The organism is Curtobacterium sp. PhB190 (genome assembly GCF_004365385.1).
In the GTDB taxonomy this organism is placed as follows: domain Bacteria; phylum Actinomycetota; class Actinomycetes; order Actinomycetales; family Microbacteriaceae; genus Curtobacterium.
The window spans coordinates 290,630-310,758 of the sequence record NZ_SODN01000003.1 but is presented as its reverse complement, the minus strand read 5'-3'; the positions used below and the strand labels follow the sequence as shown (position 1 = coordinate 310,758).

Sequence of the window (20,129 nt, the reverse complement as noted above, 5' to 3'; positions counted from 1 at the left end):
CGTCCCGGAAGGCCGGATCGCGAAGCGTTCAGCCCCACGTCACCGTTCGTTCACCTGGGCTGACGACACTCGTCCGGTACGCAGAGAGAGGTACTCCCCCATGCGCGAAGTCTTCCAGCAGGAACTCCAGGACGTCCAGGAGCGACTGACCGAGATCGCAGGACTCGTCGAGTCCGCCATCACCCGGGCCACCCAGGCCTTCAGCGACTCCGACGTCGCCCTCGCCGAGGAGGTGATCGCGGACGACCAGAAGATCGACGAGGCCGCCAACAGCCTCGACGAGATCGCCATCGACATCCTGGCCCGCCAGGCTCCGGTCGCCCGCGACCTGCGCGTCGTCGTCACCGCCCTGCGCGTGAGCTCCTCGCTCGAGCGCATGGGCGACATGGCCGAGCACATCGCGCAGCTCGCCCGCCAGCGCTTCCCCGAGAAGGTCGTGCCGAAGGGACTCCGCGGCACCTTCAAGGAGATGGGCAAGCACGACGTCGCGATGTCGCAGAAGCTCACGCGGCTGCTCGCGACCGAGGACATCGCGCTGGCCGCGGAGATCCGCGACGAGGACGACGCCGTCGACGAACTGCACGCGAGCGTGTTCGACTTCGTGCTCGGCGAGGCGTGGAAGGGCGGGCCGATCGACACCGTCGACGCCACCCTGGCCTCCCGCTACCACGAGCGCTTCGCGGACCACGCGGTATCGATCGCCAAGAAGGTCGAGTACCTGGCGACCGGCGACTGGACCGGCGCCTCGAGTTCGACCGCCGCGGTCTGAGCGCCGTGGTCTGACCGCGGTTGCGCGGTCTGCGAGGATCGAGGCATGGCTCAGGTCGCGATCATCGTCAACGGCATGCCCGGTTCCGGCAAGAGCACGATCGGCGCTGCGCTGGCCGAGGTGCTCGGCTGCCCGTTCCTGTCGAAGGACCGGATCAAGGAGCCCCTCGCCGACATCGTCGGGCCGATGATCGCGTCGCGTCCGCTCGGTGGCATCGCGATGGAGACCATGTGGTCGATGACGCGGGCCGTGGAGAACGGGGTCGTCCTCGACGCCGTCTGGCTCCCGTCACGCGATCGCGACCTCCTGGAGGCTGGGCTCGCGTCCGCCGGGTCGCCTCGCGCCGTCGAGGTGTGGTGCGACACGGACCGCGCCGCCGCCGAAGATCGGCTGCACGACCGGTACGACCCGGGCACCGTCCCGGTGCGGCACGAGGTGCACGGGGACCTGGCCGGCGTGCTGGCCTTCTGGGACGAGCACGGCGACGACGCGCAGCCGGTCGGGCTGCCGGGCGTCCCGGTAGTCCGCGTCGACACGACGAAGCCCTACGACGTCGGTGCCCTCGTGCAGGAGATCGCGTCGCACTTCGTCTGACCAGCCGATGCTCGAGGAGCCGACCGCCCCGCCGAAGCGACACGTCGTCGGCGCGGTGATCCGTTCCTCCCGGCAGAGCGACAGGAGTCGGCGGAACGTTCGCGGCACACTGTCGCTTTCGCGGCCACACCAGGCAGAACGACGAACGCCCCGCCCGGAGACCGGACGGGGCGTTCATGCGTGCGGTGCTACTTCTTGGCGCCCTGGGCAGCCACGGCGGCAGCGCCGGCGGCAGCGGCCTCGGGGTCGAGGTAGTACGCCGGCTTCGTCGGACGGAAGTCGTCGTCGAGCTCGTACACCAGTGGGATGCCCGTCGGGATGTTCAGGCCGGCGATGTCGTCGTCGGAGATGTCGTCGAGGTGCTTGACGAGCGCGCGGAGCGAGTTGCCGTGCGCGGTGACCAGCACGGTCTTGCCCTCGCCCAGGTCCTTCGTGATGTCCGACTCCCAGTACGGCAGCAGCCGGTCGATCACGAGCTTGAGCGACTCGGTGCGCGGCAGCTGGTCGCCGAGGTCGGCGTAGCGGCGGTCACCGGCCTGCGACCACTCGGCGCCGTCGGCGATGGGGGGCGGCGGGACGTCGAACGACCGGCGCCACTCCATGAACTGCTGCTCGCCGTACTCGGCCAGCGTCTGGGCCTTGTCCTTGCCCTGCAGGTCGCCGTAGTGACGTTCGTTGAGGCGCCAGTCCCGCTTGACCGGCAGCCAGGCGAGGTCGGCCTGGAGCAGCGCGATGTCGGCCGTCTGGATCGCGCGGGTGAGGAGCGAGGTGTACAGGACGTCGGGGACGATGCCCGATTCGGCGATGAGGTCGCCGGCGCGCTTCGCCTCCTTCTCGCCCAGCTCGCTGAGCCGGACGTCGACCCAACCGGTGAACAGGTTCTTCTGGTTCCAGTCACTGTTTCCGTGACGGAGCAGGACGAGCGTGGAGGTCATGCTCCCGAGTCTACCGAGCGTCGGCAGGCCCGTACCCTTGACGTCATGCCCATCGGGAACGTGACGCGCGGGACGACCGGGTACAACCGGCTCCGCCGTGTCGACCGGTGGATCGCGTCGCTGCCGGCACTCCGCAAGGCCGACGACCCGCTGGTCGCCGACGTCGGGTACGGGGCCTCGCCGACGACGACGCTCGAGCTGCGCGACCGTCTCGCCCTGGTGCGTCCGGACGTCGAGGTCACCGGCATCGAGATCGAACCGGCACGCGTGGCGTTCGCGAACGCGGGCACCCGCGACGGTGTGACGTTCCGGCTCGGCGGCTTCGAGACACCCACGCCCGGGCAGCGCCGACCGGCCGTGATCCGGGCGTTCAACGTGCTGCGGCAGTACGACGAGTCCGCCGTGGTGGGGTCGTGGCGGATCATGCAGGACCGGCTGCAGCCCGGCGGCGCGCTGGTCGAGGGGACGTGCAACGAGGTCGGGCGGGTGGCCTCGTGGGTGACGCTCGACGAGCACGCGCCGGTGTCGTTCACGGTGTCGCTGCGGCTCGCCGGACTCGACGTGCCGTCGATCGTCGCCGAACGGCTACCGAAGGCGCTCATCCACCGGAACGTGCCGGGTGAGCGGGTGCACGCGTTCCTGCGCGACCTCGACCTGTCGTGGGCGGTCGCGGCGCCGCTCGGCACGTACGGGCCCCGGCAGCGGTGGATCGCCACGGCGCGGGGCATGCGCGACCGCGGGTGGCCGGTGCTGCACGGGCCGACGAGGTGGCGGCTCGGCGAGCTCAGTGTGCCGTGGGACGTGGTCGCGCCCGCCTGACGGTCGCGGCGGCGGCGCGGCGGCGGGACTGCGCCACGGCGGCGGCGGCGAATTCGCGACGATCCACGAGTCGATCACCGCGTGCACTGTCGGAAGATGCACACGCACAGGATGCGTGCGCATCACCCGACGGAACACCAGTCGATCAACTCGTGGACTGTCGGAAACCTGCGCACACACCAGGCGACCGACGACCGGCGGCGAACGCTAGGAGCGCTTGACGGCTCCGAGCCGGGGGAGCCGCGGGACGTTCGCCGTGGCGCCGGCCTCCGGCGGGACGATGGTCTCCTGCGCCGCCGTCACCACGACGTCGTCGGCGATGAGCGTCAGCGTCGCGGTCGGGTCGAGGGAACGCTTGACCACGGCCAGCCCGATCGGGCCGAGCTCGTGGTGGACCGCCGAGGCCGACAGTCGCCCGACTTCCTTGTCGCCGAGCATCACGGGCGTGCCCGGAGCTGGCAGCACGGCGTCGGAGCCGTCGAGGTGCAGCTGCACGACCCGACGCGGCGGGTGGCCCAGGTTGTGCACCTTCGCGACGGTCTCCTGCCCGCGGTAGCAGCCCTTCGTCAGGTGCACGGCGGAGCGGAGCCAGTCGAGCTCGTGCGGGATGGTGCGCTCGTCGGCATCGGACAGCGTCGGACGCCAGGCGGCGATCCGCAGTGCCTCGTACGCGAGCAGCCCCGCGACGGGTTCGTCCGACGCAGCGATCGCGGCCGAGGTGCCGGGCGTGACCACGGCGACGCGGAGGGTCCAGTCGGAGCCGGGATGGGCCTCCTGGGCGGCGTAGCTCCACCCACCGGGCGTGACGGCCGCCCACGGGTCGACCCACTCGACGACGGGCGGGTCCGGCAGGACGGTCGACGCGAACGGGGCGGCCTCGCCGAACCAGCCGAGGGTCGCGAAGTCGGCCGAACGGTCGGCGACCTCGACCCGGAGCATGAAGCGCATCGAGTCGAGCCAGGCGGCGAGCGGTGCTGCGTCCTGCGACTCGGTGAGGAGCCACACGACCGCACCGTCGTCGACCACGCGGGCGGCGTGCTCGACCCGGCCGGACTGGTCGAGCACGAGGGTCTCGGTGCTGACGCCGGTCGGCAGGCCGGTCAGCTGCTGCGAGGTGATCGAGTTGAGCCACGACAGGCGGTCCGGGCCGGAGACGGTGACCATGCCGAGACCGAGCTCGACGACCGCGCGGCCACGGGCCAGCAGCCGTTGCTCGCCCAGGGGGTTGCCGAAGTGGGCTGCGGGCGCGCCGGGCGCGTCAGATGCCGCGACGAACCCGTCGCGCACCGCGAACGCCGACATCAGTCGACCTTCGCGAGCTGCCCCGAGGCGTGCGAGGTGAGTTCACGACCGAGCGCGGCGATGTCCCACGCCCAGAACAACTTGCCCTCGACCAGGCCGTACAGGCGGGTCGCGGCGGAGTAGTCCTTCGCGTTCGGCGAGCGCATCACGGCGTCGGTGGCCAGGTCGATCCGGCCCTTGAGGACGCGGCCGACGTAGAGCTCGTTGACGCCCGTCGGGTGCACGATCGCGGCCTCGACGTCGAAGCCGTCGGTGGTGTTGCGCAGCGCCTCGACGCTCTCGACGGTGGTGAACGGCGTCGGTCCCTCACCCAGGAGCATCGCGGGGCCGCGGTCGCCGGGCTCGGTCGGACGGTCGATCCGCCAGTAGCCCATCTCGGCGGCGAGCGGGGTGTGGTCGTCGTCGAGCAGCCACGTCGTGGACGAGTAGTTGAGGTACGGCAGGCCGTCGTGACTGAAGCTCACGCGCTGGCCGAACTCGTAGGTGCGTGGTGCCTCTTCGTCACCGACGGGGTACTCCACGACGCCGGTGCCCTCCCAGACGCCGACGAGCCACGACAACGGGACCAGTTCGGGCGCCAGGCCCTCGGGGAGCTCGATCAACGCTGACCCTTGAACAGCTTCACGACGACGACGACCGAGATGAACGCGATCGCGAGCGACGCCAGGCCGAGGAGGCCCACGTAGAACAGCTCGAGCGCAAGCAGCGAATCCATGCCCTGGAGTCTACGCGGCTCGGCTCAACGCGCCAGGAGCACCACCGCGGTGACGAGGACCACGACGAAGGCACCGGACGACGCGATGCTGATCCGTTCGACCAGCCCGTCCTTCGTCGCGGTGATGAGCTGGAGCACGAAGCTCACCATCACGCAGGCGACGAACACGAGCAGCAGCCAGGCGAAGGCGTCGCGCTCGGCGAGCGTCAGGACGAGCACCGCCCCGGCGACGCTGAGGATCCAGACCGGCAGGACGGACGTCAGCTTGAGGCGCCGCTGGTCGGTGGGCTGCACTGGCTGGGTCACGCGTTCCATCATGACAGGGGTGACGCCCGGCGCGCAGGCGCAGCGACTGCGCGCCCGGCGCGCGGGCGCAGCCCCGCGCCCGGCGCTTGCGGCTTCACGCGCAAACCGTCCGGCCGGATGAGGACTTCCCGAGCATCACTAGGATGTGTCCACGACGTCATCCACCTGCGGAGGTCCTGTGGCACAGCTCCTGGTACTCACCTCGACCGCGCCCGGCGACGTCCTGCCGAGCCTCGGTCTCCTGAGCCACAGGATCCGTCACGTGCCGGCCGAGGCCGCACAGCTGGTCAACGCGCCGCAGAGCGACCTGATGTTCGTGGACGCCCGCACCGACCTGGTCAGCGCGAAGGCCCTGTGCAAGATCCTCGCCTCGTCCGGCTCGACGACGCCCATCGTGCTCGTCGTGACCGAGGGTGGCCTGACCGCCGTCAACAGCGAGTGGAACGTCGACGACGTGGTGCTCGAGAGCGCGGGCCCGGCCGAGATCGACGCCCGCATCCGGTTGTCCGCGGGCCGTGCGGCCAAGGGGCAGTCCAGCTCGAAGATCCAGGCATCGGGTGTCGTCATCGACGAGGCCAGCTACTCGGCGAAGGTCCGCGGCCGACCGCTCGACCTGACGTTCAAGGAGTTCGAGCTCCTCCGGTTCTTCGCCACGCACCCGTCCCGGGTCTTCACGCGCGAGCAGCTGCTCAGCGAGGTTTGGGGCTACGACTACTTCGGCGGCACCCGCACGGTCGACGTGCACGTCCGACGTCTCCGCGCCAAGCTCGGCGACCTCGAGTCGCTCATCGGCACGGTCCGCAACGTCGGGTACCGCTTCAACGTCTACGACGACGAGGCCGAGCGCCTGATGGGCCAGTAGTGCCGGACCTCGCACGGTTCGTGGTGCCCGGTGAGGCGCCGCCGTTCTCCGACCAGACCCTGGTCGACGTCCGCGCGGGGCGCGCGACGGTCCTCGAGACCGACGACGGGGTCGCCGTGGTCCGTGACGGCGAGCTGGAACTCGTGGTCGACCGGGAGGCCCGTGGCCGCGGCACCGGCACCGCCCTCGTCACGCAGGCGCTCGCGCTGGGCGGCGGGGCCGCTCCGGTGCTCGCCTGGGCACACGGGGACCACCCCGCAGCACGGGCCCTGGCCGATCGGTTCGGCTGGCGCGCGGTCCGCACCCTGCTGCAGCTCCGGGCGCCGATCGACGGTGGCGCGCCGTCTTCGGACGCGGCTCCCGTCGACGTGCCGGCTGGGTACAGCCTGTCCGCGTTCCGACCCGGCACCGAGGACGAGGCCGACTGGCTCGCCCTCAACGCCGCGGCCTTCGCACACCACCCCGAGCAGGGCCGCATGACACTCGACGACCTGCACGCCCGCGAATCGGACGCCTGGTTCTCCGGCGAGGACCTGCTGCTGCTCCGCGACGCCTCCGGGCAGCTCGCCGGTTCGTGCTGGCTCAAGGTCGAGGACGGCATCGGCGAGTTCTACGCCGTCGCCGTCCGGCCCGACCTGCAGGGACAGCGGCTCGGCGGGGTGCTCATGCGCGCGGGGACCGGTCGACTCAGCGGCCGCGGCTTGACCGCCGCTGCACTGTACGTCGAGGGCGACAACGAGCCCGCGCTGGCGCTCTACCGGCGATCCGGGTTCGAGCAGTACGCGATCGACGTGCAGTACGCCGCGCCGGAGCAGGCGGAGGCGCCGACCGGCCGGTAACATTGCGTGGTCGGCGAGGGGTCGGCCACCGGGGGAATCGGGAAGTCGGGGACGCAGTGGCGCAGTACGGTCAGGGTGAGCCGCTCGGCGCGTCGTACCGATTGGTCGAGCTGCTCGGGACCGGTGCCACCGGCGAGGTCTGGCGCACCGAGCACACCGCGACCGGCGAGCACGTCGCCGCGAAGCTGCTCCGTGCCGAGCTCGCCGCCGACCCGCAGATCGTCGAACGCTTCGTCCGCGAGCGTTCGGTGCTCCTCGCACTGCAGCACCCCTCGATCGTGGGGGTGCGGGACCTGGTCGTCGAGGGCGACCGGCTCGCGATCGTCATGGACCTGGTGCCGGGTGGGTCCGCGCGCGATCTGCTCGCATCGAACGGTCCGCTGACCCCGCGGGACGCCCTGACGATCACCGCCGAGGCGCTCGACGCCCTCGCCGCGGCACACGAACGCGACGTGACCCACCGCGACGTCAAGCCCGACAACGTGCTGCTCCAGACCGCCTGGGTCCCCGGTGCGACGGGCGACGTCCGGGTCACCGACTTCGGCATCGCGTCGGTCGTCGCCGAACGCGAGCGCACGACCACCGGGCTCCTCGGCACACCGCAGTACATGGCCCCCGAGTCGATCAGCCACGGCCGCGCCGGTCCCGCTGCGGACGTCTACGGCGCCGGGGTCATGCTCTACGAGCTGTTGTCCGGCCGAACGCCCTTCGCCGGGCCCGGCACGGACTTCGCCGTGGCGTACCGGCACGTCACCTCGAACCCACCGCCGCTCGACGTGCCCGATGCGCTGTGGTCCGCGGTGTCCGCCCTGCTGACGAAGGACCCGAACAGCCGCCCGGCAGCAGCGGACGCCGCGGCGACCCTGCGGCGACTCGCCCGGTCCCTCGCCTCGGCCCCTGCGCTGGCCGCGACGAGCGATCCAGACGCGTTCGACGAGGTCGAGCGGCCGGCCACCGTGGTCCGCGGGGTCCGTCCGGAGCGCGATGCTGATCGGGATGACACCGGGGTACCAGAGGACGAAGCCCTGGCCGGGCCGGCCCCGGAACTCGGCCCCGCCGGGTCGCAGACCGTCATCCGGCCGATGGCACGACAGCCGCTGCCCACCGCCCCCGCCGCCGAGCCGGTACCGACGCGTCGGTTCGCCCGGCCCGAGTGGCTGACGAACCGTGCGCTCCTGTTCGGCGGCATCGGCGTGGTGCTCGTGGCCGCGCTCGTCGTCGGCGGGGTCGTCTGGCTGCCCGGTGCCGTGCGGAAGACGCCCGGTACCGGCACCGCGACCGCACAGGCCGCCAACGCCTACCAGCAGGACCGCCCACTGCCCACCGGCCTCGCGACCACCCGCCGCGCGACCATCGACCCGGCGAAGGGAACCGTCGACCTGCGCGTCACGTACGCGGCGCAGGCATCGGCCCTGACCGGTCCGTTCCTCGAGGTCGTCCCCGGAGCCCGCTCGGGTGCCTCGTGCCCCGCCGTCACCTGGACCGGCGAGGGCATCTCGGCGAAGCGCAACCAGCCCTCACTGACGGGTGTCGACACCGCGTGCGCCTGGGCCCTGTCCGGCGTCGAGGTCCCCGCTGGCGGCGACGTCACGGTCGAGGCCTCGGTGCCGCTCGCCTCCGTCACGGACGGCGCGGCGTTGCAGACGTGGCTCGACGGCGTCGGCGAGGCGACCACAGCTGCCGTCACCGACGACTCGGTGCGCGGGACCGCCTACCCGGTGCAGCGGTTGCAGGGCATCGAGGTCCGGACGCCCGACCGCACGGTCAGTCAGACGGCCCTGCCGGTCACCCTGGTACCGGTGTGGCCGAACGGTGCCGACGAGCTCAACCCGCTCTACCGCAGTCCCGCCACGGGACGCCCGTCGCAGATGCTCGTCGACGTGGCCGGCGGGGAGTCCGGCGTGCGGTTCGCCGACGGCTGCTCGGGGGCACTGGCGGTGTCGTCCGACGGGCTGGTCGTCACGGCCCTGTCGGTCGCGCCGTCGTGCACGGTGCGGGCGACGGTGGGGAACTTCACGAACCTCGAGAGCTCGCCCTTCGGGATCACGACGCGCGACTGAGCGCGCTCTGGTCGTGACTGCGGGTCGCGCCTGCCGTCCGTGGCGGACGCGGCCACGGGCCTCCAGGCCGACGGTCTCGGCGTCTCGGTCAGCTGCCGGCGGACGCGGTCTGCACGAGACGGACGGCACCGCCTGAAGCGGCGTAGCCGCGGCCGACGGTCAACGCGACCGGTGCGCGACGTGGCAGCGTGACGCCGAGGAGCTCGCCGTCGTAGTCGACGTCCGGCTGCAGCAGGACGCCACACCGGGACTTCCGGACCGCACGGGTCCAGTGGCTGTACAGCGACCGGAGGTCAGCGGACCGGCCGGCCGCCACGACGCACAGTCCGGGGCGCTCGGTCGTGAGGAGCGTCGCGATGGCCTGGTCGCCGTCCTCGAACCGCTCCGCGTCGTCGATCAACAGCAGCACCGGTCCACGCTCGAGCCGCAGCCCGGCCAACAGGGCCGGGACCTCGTCCGGGCCGACGGCGATGCGGTCGAACGAACCGGCAGCAAGCGGGGAACGGCGGTCACAGATCGCCCACACGGCTGGACGCACGCCCTCGGCTGTCCGCGCGAGTTCGGCGACGGCGAGGAGCACGCTCGACTTGCCGGACCGTGCCGGGCCGGCGACGAGCACGTGTTCGCCGTCGTAGACCTCGACGGACGCGGGCTGCAGGTCGTCCTCGGCGATGCCGATCGGGATCCGCCAGGGCTCGCCCGCGAACACCGCGCCGGTGCCGAGTTCGTCCACGAGCACGGCGTCTGGGAGCCGGCCGACCGCACTCGCCTTCTTCGTAGCGTCCGACCGGGTCTCCGCGATCCGTGCGACGGCCTGCGCGAGCGGGACGTCCGGCGTCGCGACGTGCGACTGCAGCCGCATGGTCGAGTCGATGAAACGGCCGGGCACCGGCGGCGGGACGTCCTTGGGGCGGACCCCGATGGACGCGTAGTCGTAGGGGTCGGCGAGGCGGAACATCCACTTCTGCGTGGTGACCTCGTCCATCGCCGACGGCACGGCCTTCGCGCGGGTCGTGGAGACCGCGAAGGAGATGCCGAGCGCCGGACCCTCGGCGTACACCCGGTAGAGCGCGTCGAGCAGCTGCTGGCCCTCGAAGTCCTGGTACTCGTCGCGCAATGCGGCGAGGCCGTCGATGAGCACCACGGCACGGCGCCCACCGGGTGCCGCACGGCGACGCTCGAGCTCGACGCGGAGGTGCCGCAGGAACCGCGTCTGCAGCTCCCCCGCACCGGCACCCGAGCCGACGTAGGCCGTCGTGTGCGGCAGCTGCGCGAGTGGAGCGAGGTCCCCCGGACCCATGTCGAGCACGAGGAGGTCGAGCTCGTCAGGGCTCGACGCGGCGGCGAGCTGGAGCGCGATAGTGGCGAGGGCGGTGCTCGTCCCGCTGCCGGGGATGCCCATGAGCATGAGGTTGCCCTCGTCGAGGTCCCATCCGGTGGTGATCTGGCGCTGGTGGTCCGGGTCGTCGGCGAGGGCGACGGGCACCGACGCGGGGCGCGGGTCGATCAGGGCGGCGAGCTCGACGCGGTCGCCGAGCGCCTCGGGCCAGATCGGGCGCGGCGGGGTGTACCCGGCAGCCTCGTTCGCCTGCCCGATCGACTCGATGAGCTGGTCGAGGTCGGTCACGTCGGACGCCGTCGGAGCCGGGGCAGGCACCGGCGCGGGAACGCCGAAGACGTCCGTCGGTCGGACGGACACCGGCTGCTCGGCACGCTCGTCACGGGCACGGCCGGTGACCAGGGCGGTCTGCACCGGGGTGATGTCGTCCTGCCCGAGCTTCACGTAGGCGCGGCCGGTCTGCTGTCGACCGATCCCGGCTGCGGCGGGGACACCGATGACGTTCGTCGAGTCCTCGCGGCTCTGCACCCGCAGGGCGACCCGCATGTTCGTGTTCGCGAGGATGTCCTCGCTCACCACACCGGCCGGCCGCTGGGTGGCGAGGATCATGTGGACGCCGAGCGTTCGGCCGACGGCCGCGATGCTGACGAGCGACGTCAGGACGTCCGGGAAGTCCTTCGCGAGCATCGCGAACTCGTCCACGACGAGGAGCAGGCGCGGCATCGGCTCGTTCGGCTTCGTCGCCAGGTAGGCGTCGAGATTGTCGATGTCCGCCCCGGCCGCGGCGAACACGCGCTGCCGTCGCTCGAGCTCGGCCTCGAGTGCCCGGATCGCACGGTCGGCGAGCTGTTCGTCGAGGTTGCTGATCGTGCCGATGGTGTGCGGGAGGCGCTCACACGCTGCGAAGGCCGCACCACCCTTGAAGTCGACGAGCAGGAAGTTCAGGCGCGTCGGGTCGTTCCGCGCGGCGAGCCCGGCCACGAGGGACCGGAGGAACTCGCTCTTGCCCGAACCCGTCGTGCCGCCGACCAGGCCGTGCGGGCCGTCGCGCACGAGGTCGATCTCGAGCACACCGCTCTCGGACGAGCCGATCGGGGTCGAGAAGCCCGTGCGCGTGTCCCACGCCGTGCGGATCCCGTCGCCCGACAACAGCTCCGGCAGGCGGACGAGCGCGGGCAAGGACGCCCCCGGCACCAGCAGTTCGGGATCGTCGAAGTGCGCCACGCTGCGGGCGCTGCGCTCGGCGGTCTCGACGCTGAGGCCGGCGAGCACGACGTCCTCGACACGGGTCCGGTCTTCCGGCCGGTAGACCGTGGCGGCGGCATCGGCACCGACCGTGATGATCGACGTGCAGGCGGCGGGGAGCTGCTGCTCGTTCGTCGCGATGACGATGCCGCTCACCCGGCGCGGTCGCTCCCCCGGGCGCAGGGACTGCCCGGGCACCGTGCGGCCCTGGCCGAGCAGGTTGCGGGCAGGGGCATCCCGTCCCTCGGTGAGCACCTCGGAGTCGACCACGACGAGCAGGTTCGGCGTCGGCAGCTCGTCGAGCGACTCCCGCAGGCCACGGAGCATCGCCGCGCTCTGGTCGCGCTGCGCCGACATCCAGCGGGCGCCGGTGCTGCTCCCCGCCACACGCGCGTGCGGCAGCCAGGAGGCCCACCCCCAGTCGTCCGCGCGGCCCGCGTCGCAGAAGACGCCCACCGTCAGGTCCGCTGGACCGCAGTGCACGGTGGCCTGCGTGAGCAGGCTGCGCGCCAGGGCGAGGGCGCCCTGACGGTCGCCGACGATCCCGACGACGCCGGCGTCGGACAGGTCGGCAACCACCGGCGCGGCCGTCAGACGGCTGTCCGCGATGGCGGCCTTCGCCTCGTCCTCGAGCTTCGCGGACGCTGCACGCTGGTCGACCTCGGGCCGCCAGGGAGCGTCTCCGGTGCCGGCGTGCAGGCTCAGGAAGTCCTCGTCGTCCGATCGACGCTGCCACAGCAGGGTGGTCGGCAGTTCGGCTCGCCGCACCACGGTCGCTGGGTCGGGCACGAGCTCCTGGCGGCGGGCGGCCTCGACGGCCGCGGCCTCGGAGATCTCACCGCGGAAGGACTCCACAGCCTCGGCGAAGCGGGTGTCCTCTTCTTTGAGGTTCTTCGCGCGGCGGTGCTTCTGCTCGAACCACATGCCGATCGCGGTGACCGGGGAGAGCAGGGCGAAGAGCGCGAACCGTGCGTCGCCGAGCAGGAGCACCATCGCCCCGGCGAGCACCAGGGGCGCGGCGACGGTGATCCAGCTGAACTTCGACGCCGGTGGCACGTCCTTGCGTCCGGGTGGCACGACCGTCTCGGCGTCGGAGGTCCGTCCGGCGCGCGGTGGACGGTTGAACGGCGCCGTCGCCGCCGGGGTCAGGTTCGCCATCGAGCCGGCCGCGGGCACGGGGACCTCGTCGAGCGCCGGCCGGACGAGCAGCACAGCCCCGCCCCCGATGACGCTCGTCGTCCCGGTGAGCAGGACGCCCTCGGCGTCGATGCGCTCCCCGGCGATGACGGTGCCGTTCGTCGATCCCGCATCACGCACCCGCACACCGTCGTCCTCGCGCTCGACGGTGCAGTGCTCCCACGACGCGCTCTCGGTGGGGAGCACGACGTCGGCCTGCGGCGCCCGGCCGACCACGAGCTTCCGCCCGCGCGGGACCGGCACCACGAGGCCGGCTTCGAGCCCGCCGGCGAGCGTGACGGTCCAGCCGTCGGTGCCGAGCGGCCGTTCCTCGGGGGTTCGTCCGATGCGCGATCCCTCGAGCAGCACCAGGTCACGGAGCGGGGTGTCGACGCTGGTGCGGTGCCCGTCGACCGCCAGGGTGGTGCCGGGTTCGAGCGTGAGGCCGATGGCCGCGGACACGAGGTCCCCGAGCGAGGATGCGCCGGACCACCCGTCGACCTCGACCGCATCACGTCGGTCGTCGAGCTCGATCAACAGGCGCATGCTCGCGTTCCTCTTCCGGGTCGGTGCGTGGGTGGGTCAGTCCGTGCTGGAGTCGTCGAACCAGACGAGCGACGCCGTCCGGGCAGCGTCGGTTCCGCTCCCGGTGCCGTCGCCGGACGCGGTGCTGGCCGGACGGAGACCGAGCTGCTGTGCCGACGCCGCGAGCACCGTCGCGTGTGCGCCGAGTGCCTGCTGCCGCGTGAAGTCGAGTGCCGGACCGGCGATGCCCGCATCGGCGTCGAGGTCGAGCGTGGCGAGGGCATCGGTGACGTCCGCCGGCTCGACGCTCCGCGCCGAACCGACGGCGCGGACCAGGGCGATGACGGCGTCGTGGCTGCGCGAGTCCGCTGCGCCCGCGACCGCCGAGAACGGCTGGTCACCGGTCAGGTTCTCGGCGTCCTGGTCACCGGCGAGCACCCGGACACCGCCGAGGAAGGCGGACATCGCGCGGCCCCCGGCATCGGAGGCCAGCGCTCGGGCGTCGTCGGTGGCGACACCCACGGTGCGGAAGGCGCCGCTGAGGCTGCCGCCGGCTTCGACGAGCGCTGCGCCGAACGCCGGGCTCGTCGCATCCGGGGTGAGGACGACCGGCACCGTGACGTTCTCGGCTTGGAGCGCGGCGACGAAGGCACCCTGGCGCTGCGCGGAGCCACTGACGACGACCGCGTCGGAGTCCGGCGTCACCGTCTTCGCGTCGGCATCGGCATCGGCATCGGCGTCTTCCTCGTTGCTCGTCGCGCCGGTGCGTTCGGCGACGGTCGTGGCCAGCGCTGCAGCGTCCGCGGTGTCGTCCCCGTCCAGGACGTGCGCGACCCGCAGACCCGCCGGAGCACCGCCGCCCAGGTCGACCAACAGTGGCGCGTCGGCGTCGCCGAGTGCCGTGGTCATCGCCGTGCTGATCGAGCCTGCCGCCGGCGCCGTCGACCAGGAGTCCTTCTCCGCCGGGGCGTAGGGCAGGACGACCGGGATGCCCTTCGCCGCAGCAGCAGTGAGGGCGCCGGACACGTGGCTGCCCGACGAGGCGACGACGATGCCCGCTACCCCGCTCTTCGCGAGGGACTCGACCGCGGCCTTGCCCCCGGCAGCGGTCCCGCCGTCGTTCTTCGTGACGAGCTCGACGTCGGTGCCGCCGAGTGCGAGCCGACGCTCCGCCACCAGCGCACCCTGCGCCGCTTCGTTCCACTCGGATCCCTCGCCGTCGCCGAGGGTGACGATGACGCCGATCGTCGTCTTCGCCGGGACGTGCGCCACCGTGATCTCCACCGGCACGGTCGCCGAGACCGCTTCGGCCGGGGTGCTGCTGCCGAACGCCCGGAACGTCAGGACGGCGGCGACCACCGCGGCCACCAGGAGCACCGCGATGCCGACGAAGAGCAGCGGACGGCGGCTGCGCGGACGCGTTCCGTCGGCGCTCTCGGTCGCCGTGGCTTCGGTCGTCTGGTCGCTCATCGGTCCGCCCCGATCCGGAAGGTGTACAGCGTGGTCGACGTCGCGCTGGCGGGGACCTTCAACTGGAACGCCGGCAGCGTCGTCGCCGCATCGAGCGATGCGCGGAACTGCTCCTGCTGGAGCAGGATGCCGGCGACGTCCTCGGCCCGGACGTTCGCGTAGCCCGCGGCGTTCTGCGACGCCAGGGCGAGCTGGTAGTCGGCGGAGTCGGACTTCGCCGCGCTCGTGGCCATGGCGCCGAGGATGCCGGAGCCGTTGACCTTGCGGTCGCCCAGGTCGAGCATCACGCGGTTGAGGTCGCCGGTCAGCAGCGTCGAGGCACCCTGCACGTCGCGCGTCGAGGCGCTCGTGCTGGCCGCGATGCGCTCGAGGCTGGACGCCGTCTGCCGGTCGACCGCGGAGGAGAGCTCCGAACCCTCTTGCTCGAGCGTGCTCTTCTGCTCGTCGATCGTGCCCTTCGAGTCCTTCGTGACCTCGCCCGAGGTGGACCGGAGGCCGGCGATCGACTTGTCGAAGGCCGAGATGACGGCGTCACGACTGCCCTTCGCCGTCTCGCTGACCTGCCGCACCTGCTGGTCGATGATCTCCTGGACGTCCTTCTCGGACTGCGTGGACGCGTCTGCGAAGGCCTTGCGGACGGCGTCCTGCAGCTCGGTCTGCTGGGCGCTGATCGCGGTCAGCTGGGTGCCGACCACATCGCTCGACTTCGTTGCCTGCTCGACGAGTTCCTCGAGCTGGCGGGCTGCGCCGTCGACCGAACCCCCGTCATTGCGCACCGCTCGACGCACCTCCTCGATGCCGTCGTCGAGTGCATCGACGTCGTCGGACAGCGTCGTGATCGCGGCACCGATGCCGGTCGCGGAACGGAGATCGGTTGCCGCGATCACCGCGTCCCACTGCTTCGCCTGGTCCGTGAGGCGTTCATCCATCGGGGTGCTGAACCGTCCACCGGGCTTCAGCGTCGTGCCCTCTTCGGCGCCGGGGCAGGGGGTCGCGGTCAGGTAGCCCCGCAGCGCATCCGCCTGTTCCGCGTCGAGCTGGTCGGTTGCCGCGAGGGCGCAGAGCTGGTCGGCGACCTCACGGTTCTGCGCCTGCATCGAGGTGCTGAACAGACCATCGCCGGCGTTGCCCACGAGCCCGCTCGCTGCGATTGCCTGCCGGTTCACCGTCGTGACGGCGTCGCGCACGGGGCCGAGGTCGTCGGCGGTCTGGTCACGCAGGTCCTGCAAAGCCTGCAGGGTGCGAGCAACCTCGCCGGTGCCGTCGCTTCCGAGGGCCTGGACCGCGGTGTCGATCTCGCCGAGCTTGGCGCGCAGGGCGTTCGACTGCTCGATCGCCGTGTCCGCGAGCTTGGGGTCGAGCTGGTCGGCGAGCTGCTGCCCGGTGCTGACCAGACCGATCAACGAGGTGCTCACCGCACGCGACGATTCCCAGAGCGCGCAGGTCAACGATCCACGGGCCTCCTGAGGGGCGCACGTCGCTGCGTCCGGTGACGCCGGGCCGACGGATCCCGCCAACTGCGCACTGACCTGCTGCTTGCACGCCTCGCTCGCGTCGGCGTAGCCCTCGAGCTGCGACGAGACGCGGAGCAGGTTGCCGTAGACGCTGCCGCCCGCGGTCGAGGTCTTCGGCGTCGCCGCGCACCCGTTGCCGTCGAGCACCGTGGCCGGTGCCGTCGCCGAGGTGTCGCCGAGCAGGCTGTCGAGACTCGTCGTGGTCTGCTGGAGCTGCTGCAGCACGGTGGACTGTGTCGCCTTCACGGTCGCGCCGAGGTCGCCGTTCAGGGAACCGAGCTCGCCGGACAGGGACCGCATGGTGCCCGCCAAGGACGAGCTGCTCTCCTTGAGCCGCTCGGCCGTGCTGACGCCGAGGGTCTTCGACGTGGTCTCGAGGTTGGACCGGACCTCGGTGATCGTGCCGCCCGCTCGTGCGAGCACCTCGTTCACCTGCGAGATGAGGTCGATGGTGCGGCGCTGGAGCGCGAGTTCGGAGTCACTGTCGGACCCGAACGCCGCGTTCACCACGCCGGTCGAGGACAGGTCCGTGGACAGCCCGGGCTGCGCGGCGACGTCGAACGTCGGTGCCGTGAAGTCCTTGACGTCGGCGACGAGGTGCAGCGTGCTGCTCGCGCCGGATGTCGGCGGTGCCAGCAGGCGACCCCACTGGACGACCGCGTCCCCGTCCTCGTTCGTGCTGACGACGCCGTCCGTGGACGAACCGGAGTCAGCGGCATCGGTGACGATGCGGTCGGCCGCGGTGCCGGTGAGGACGGTCGAGGCCGCGACGCTGAACGGTGCACCCACGAGCGCCGGCGTCGAGCGGGAGGTCCCGGCGACGTCGTAGGTCAGGTTCTTCGACGTGACCGTGAGGTTCTCGATCGTCAGGTCGATCGCGATACGACCCGAGTACCCGTCGAGGTCGGCAAGGTCGGTACCGGTCTTCTTCGACGTCGAGTACTGCGTCGTGATGCGGAGCGGGAGGTCACCAGCCGCCTTCGCGGGGTCGTGGTCGGTCGTCGCTGACGAGGAGTCCTTGCCCGCGACGGAGATCGCGGTGTCGGAGATCGAAGTGATCGAGCCGTCCGCGGCCAGACGCGTGTCGACCGTCTGCAAGATCCGTGACGGGTCAGCCACCGGCTTGTCGTCGGACGTGCACCCGGCGAGCACCAGAGCGGCGATGCCGGTGACGGCGACCGCCCCCACGAGCCGGCGAGTGGTGCTTCGTGCTCCGGTGTTCCCGGCACGCTGGTTGATCACGGTCTTCCCCCCAAGAGAATCGTCGAGCACATCGATGCTAGTTGCTCGATGGCGTCGGGTCCGCGTCGATCGGCCGCCCTGGCCGCCCCCGTTCGGGCCACACGCCCCGACTGGAATACAACGTATCGCATCCGGCGAGTTGCGCGTTCGCCTTCCACAACCGCGCTGATACTCTGCACGCATGATCCAGGGGGACCAGGGCTTCGGGCCCATCGAACGACGACGTCCGCACGCACGACCGGGGGCAGATCGGTGACACTCAACCTCTCGCCGGTCCTCATCGCGCTGCTCGCGATGATCGCGATCCCGGCCGCCGTCAGCGCGCTCGTCCGCCGCAGCGATCGCAAGCGACCACCGTCCACCGTCGTCGGCGACGAGGCCTACGGCGTGCTCTTCACCGTCCGCGCACGCCGGTGGAACTACCTGCTGCTCCGGATCATCGGGATCGTGTTCATCGTCGTCGGCGGGTTCTTCTTCCTGGCCACGCTCAGCATGCTCGACGACCCCGACGCGATCGGGATGCTCATTGCCGGCGTCGGCATGGTGCTGTTCGGGCTGTTGTTCGTCTACCTCGGCGTCGGGCAGAAGCGCCGTCGCGTCGAGGCGTACGACTCGCAGCTGGTGGTCACCCCGATGTTCCGCGCCCCGCGGACCGTCGACCCGGCGGCGATCAAGCACATCCGGCCCACCACCAACCGGTTCGGTGGACTCGACATCAAGGTGAACGGGCAGCGCGGCGTCATCAGCGTCGTCTCCATCGATGCGGCCTACCAGGAACTGTGCGCATGGCTCGAGCAGCGTGCGCCGACGCAGTGGAACGAATTCGTCCGGGTCTTCGGGCACTGACGAGCGCCTCAGCCGCCCTCAGGCCAGCTCGAAGCTGTTGACGTAGACGGCTTGTCGAATCGTGTTGAGGAAGCTCCGCATGGCGAAGGAGGCCGCGCCGACGTCGAACTCATAGCGCTCGCCCGGGACGATGCTCTCGGCGAGGTCGTCCTCGTTGTCGCGGGTGACGCCCCGCTGCAGAACGAGTGTTCCGCAGTCCGAAGTCTCGAACACGATCTGCGCCGTCGACGAACCGATCCCCTTCAGCGAGTGGGACGATCCGGCGCTGCTGTGGGCAGAGGTGACGGTACAGACTGCATGCACCCGGTGTCCTGCGTCGTACACCTTCAACGTGATCGGCCCGACGAAGAAGCCCAGCAGGGGCACGAGGACAACGACAGCGAGGACGATCGATGCCGCGACCCTGTCCCGCCGCACGCGCCGTTCAGCGCCGGTGTCAGTCAACCGTGACTCCGACGCCCGTCGTGCCGACAATCTGGCCAGCCGGCAGGCAGTCCACCGTCCCAGGATGGCCTGCGAGATCAGGTCTGAGGCGGGTCAGTCCGCCCGCGCCGTCGTCGGCTTCAAGGGGACGGCCGTCGGCGCCGAGGGTGATGGAGCCGTCTCCGTTGGACGTCGATCTGACCGGTTTCATCGGGGTCTGCGAGGGCCTTCCTGCTCGCGGGCGGCCCGCCCACCAGCACACGTCAGTAGCATTTCGGCATGTTCGAAAAGCGTGCCTCCAGGGCGGGAGCGATCCAGATGCCGTCACCGTCGACGTGGGATTCCGGCGGTCTTCGGATCACAGCTTCCGCCGAACCCCGCGGCTTGACCCGTCGCCTCCAGCTCATCGTGACAATGGAGATTGCGAGCGTCGTCGCCGTCTTTCGTGGCGAAGAGCTCTCGAGCCTTGTCAACCGTCGGGTGCAACAGATCGAGTCTGATTCGACTCCGACCGCATTCCTGTTCTTCGGCGGAGAACAGGACACGGGAGCACCCATCGATGCGGCGCGACAAAACGTGCCGGGCGACGCAATCGCTCTCGTCATCACGCCGAACGTCGAGGCCGTCGCGCACACGCTCACGGCGGTCGAAGTTGAGCGACTGCATTCTTGGCTACGAGAATGTGCGCGCTGACCCACTGCCCCGTCGACTCCGCAACGGACACCGCTTGTCTGTACCAAGCAGCTCACACAGGATTGGTCAGCGCTGGATCCTCGGTTGCGCAGTTCCCCGGAGCCGTACGCTCACGCGATCGCCGACCGCTGCGCCACTGATCAGACCGGCAAAGGCGGTGAGAAGCCACAACCATTGAAGACCCGCAATCGGCCGAGCAGCGCCGACGAGGCCGATGAAGACCAAGATCACAACCACCATCAGCGCGGCCAGTACCACCGGGCGACGATCGTTCAGCTTCGACCAGCATCCGACGGCGCTCCCGTAGCCGAGAGCAACGGCACCGACAATGATCGCCGCGGGGACGTTGATGTCCTCGGGACCACTCCGCAAGCGCCACCAGGCGATTGCCAGGCAAGCGAGGGCTGCAACGGCATCGACGAACCAAGGTCGCATTCGACGGCTTGATCGACTCG

At 71.2% G+C, this 20,129-nt stretch carries 17 protein-coding genes; 8 read left to right on the top strand and 9 right to left on the bottom strand.

Annotated elements, in window-relative coordinates; all coding sequences use genetic code 11:
• The first annotated feature begins 100 nt into the window (after positions 1–100).
• A complete protein-coding gene (gene phoU / locus EDF47_RS06765) occupies positions 101–769 on the top strand; it encodes a phosphate signaling complex protein PhoU (RefSeq protein WP_123293296.1) in 669 nt (222 codons plus the stop codon).
• A gap of 45 nt (positions 770–814) precedes the next feature.
• Positions 815–1,363, top strand: coding sequence for an AAA family ATPase (locus EDF47_RS06760; protein ID WP_131921923.1), 549 nt, complete (start codon positions 815–817; stop codon positions 1,361–1,363).
• A gap of 188 nt (positions 1,364–1,551) precedes the next feature.
• Here EDF47_RS06760 and EDF47_RS06755 read toward each other — a convergent pair whose 3' ends face one another.
• Positions 1,552–2,298, bottom strand: a complete 747-nt coding sequence (locus tag EDF47_RS06755; RefSeq protein ID WP_123293294.1) for a phosphoglyceromutase — start codon at positions 2,296–2,298, stop codon at positions 1,552–1,554.
• A 45-nt stretch (positions 2,299–2,343) separates the two neighbouring features.
• Between EDF47_RS06755 and EDF47_RS06750 the strand changes: the two genes are divergently transcribed.
• Complete coding sequence (locus EDF47_RS06750; RefSeq protein WP_133937230.1) at positions 2,344–3,117, top strand: class I SAM-dependent methyltransferase; 774 nt, start codon at positions 2,344–2,346, stop codon at positions 3,115–3,117.
• Positions 3,118–3,324: 207 nt separating this feature from the next.
• On the opposite strand, the gene EDF47_RS06745 is transcribed toward EDF47_RS06750, so the two are convergent.
• The 3 genes from EDF47_RS06745 to EDF47_RS06735 all read right to left on the bottom strand — a co-directional run bounded on the left by EDF47_RS06745 (position 3,325) and on the right by EDF47_RS06735 (position 5,440).
• Positions 3,325–4,419 carry a folate-binding protein YgfZ gene (locus tag EDF47_RS06745; RefSeq protein WP_133937232.1) on the bottom strand — a complete coding sequence of 365 codons (1,095 nt, stop codon included), beginning with the start codon at positions 4,417–4,419 and terminating at the stop codon, positions 3,325–3,327.
• On the bottom strand, positions 4,419–5,021 hold the full coding sequence (locus EDF47_RS06740; RefSeq protein ID WP_123293291.1) for an FABP family protein: 603 nt from the start codon (positions 5,019–5,021) through the stop codon (positions 4,419–4,421). The genes EDF47_RS06745 and EDF47_RS06740 overlap by 1 nt, the downstream gene beginning before the upstream one ends.
• A 137-nt stretch (positions 5,022–5,158) precedes the next feature.
• Positions 5,159–5,440, bottom strand: coding sequence for a hypothetical protein (locus EDF47_RS06735; protein WP_131877491.1), 282 nt, complete (start codon positions 5,438–5,440; stop codon positions 5,159–5,161).
• Positions 5,441–5,618: 178 nt separating this feature from the next.
• On the opposite strand from EDF47_RS06735, the gene EDF47_RS06730 reads away from it, so the two are divergent.
• From EDF47_RS06730 to EDF47_RS06720, 3 genes are read left to right on the top strand one after another with little or no spacing between them, the layout of a single operon-like run.
• Positions 5,619–6,302, top strand: a complete 684-nt coding sequence (locus tag EDF47_RS06730; protein WP_123293289.1) for a response regulator transcription factor — start codon at positions 5,619–5,621, stop codon at positions 6,300–6,302.
• On the top strand, positions 6,302–7,141 hold the full coding sequence (mshD, locus tag EDF47_RS06725) for a mycothiol synthase (protein WP_133937234.1): 840 nt from the start codon (positions 6,302–6,304) through the stop codon (positions 7,139–7,141). Before EDF47_RS06730 ends, mshD begins: the two co-directional genes overlap by 1 nt.
• 56 nt (positions 7,142–7,197) lie before the next feature.
• On the top strand, positions 7,198–9,201 hold the full coding sequence (locus tag EDF47_RS06720; protein WP_133937236.1) for a serine/threonine-protein kinase: 2,004 nt from the start codon (positions 7,198–7,200) through the stop codon (positions 9,199–9,201).
• A gap of 88 nt (positions 9,202–9,289) precedes the next feature.
• On the opposite strand, the gene EDF47_RS06715 is transcribed toward EDF47_RS06720, so the two are convergent.
• From EDF47_RS06715 to EDF47_RS06705, 3 genes are read right to left on the bottom strand one after another with little or no spacing between them, the layout of a single operon-like run.
• On the bottom strand, positions 9,290–13,507 hold the full coding sequence (locus EDF47_RS06715; RefSeq protein ID WP_133937238.1) for an FtsK/SpoIIIE domain-containing protein: 4,218 nt from the start codon (positions 13,505–13,507) through the stop codon (positions 9,290–9,292).
• Positions 13,508–13,543: 36 nt separating this feature from the next.
• The gene (locus EDF47_RS06710; RefSeq protein WP_133937240.1) at positions 13,544–14,956 is read right to left on the bottom strand and encodes a hypothetical protein; all 1,413 of its coding nucleotides are present in this window, start codon (positions 14,954–14,956) and stop codon (positions 13,544–13,546) included.
• Complete coding sequence (locus EDF47_RS06705) at positions 14,953–17,712, bottom strand: hypothetical protein (RefSeq protein ID WP_131877501.1); 2,760 nt, start codon at positions 17,710–17,712, stop codon at positions 14,953–14,955. The genes EDF47_RS06710 and EDF47_RS06705 overlap by 4 nt, the downstream gene beginning before the upstream one ends.
• 252 nt (positions 17,713–17,964) lie before the next feature.
• On the opposite strand from EDF47_RS06705, the gene EDF47_RS06700 reads away from it, so the two are divergent.
• Entirely contained in the window at positions 17,965–18,558 is a 594-nt protein-coding gene (locus tag EDF47_RS06700) for a hypothetical protein (protein ID WP_131877503.1), read from the top strand.
• Between the two features lie 18 nt (positions 18,559–18,576).
• Here the strand turns inward: EDF47_RS06700 and EDF47_RS06695 are convergent, their stop codons facing one another.
• Positions 18,577–19,002, bottom strand: a complete 426-nt coding sequence (locus EDF47_RS06695) for a hypothetical protein (protein WP_131877505.1) — start codon at positions 19,000–19,002, stop codon at positions 18,577–18,579.
• Between the two features lie 258 nt (positions 19,003–19,260).
• Between EDF47_RS06695 and EDF47_RS06690 the strand changes: the two genes are divergently transcribed.
• Positions 19,261–19,674, top strand: coding sequence for a hypothetical protein (locus EDF47_RS06690; protein WP_123293281.1), 414 nt, complete (start codon positions 19,261–19,263; stop codon positions 19,672–19,674).
• Positions 19,675–19,740: 66 nt separating this feature from the next.
• On the opposite strand, the gene EDF47_RS06685 is transcribed toward EDF47_RS06690, so the two are convergent.
• Positions 19,741–20,109, bottom strand: coding sequence for a hypothetical protein (locus tag EDF47_RS06685; RefSeq protein WP_133937242.1), 369 nt, complete (start codon positions 20,107–20,109; stop codon positions 19,741–19,743).
• Between the last annotated feature and the right edge of the window lie 20 nt (positions 20,110–20,129).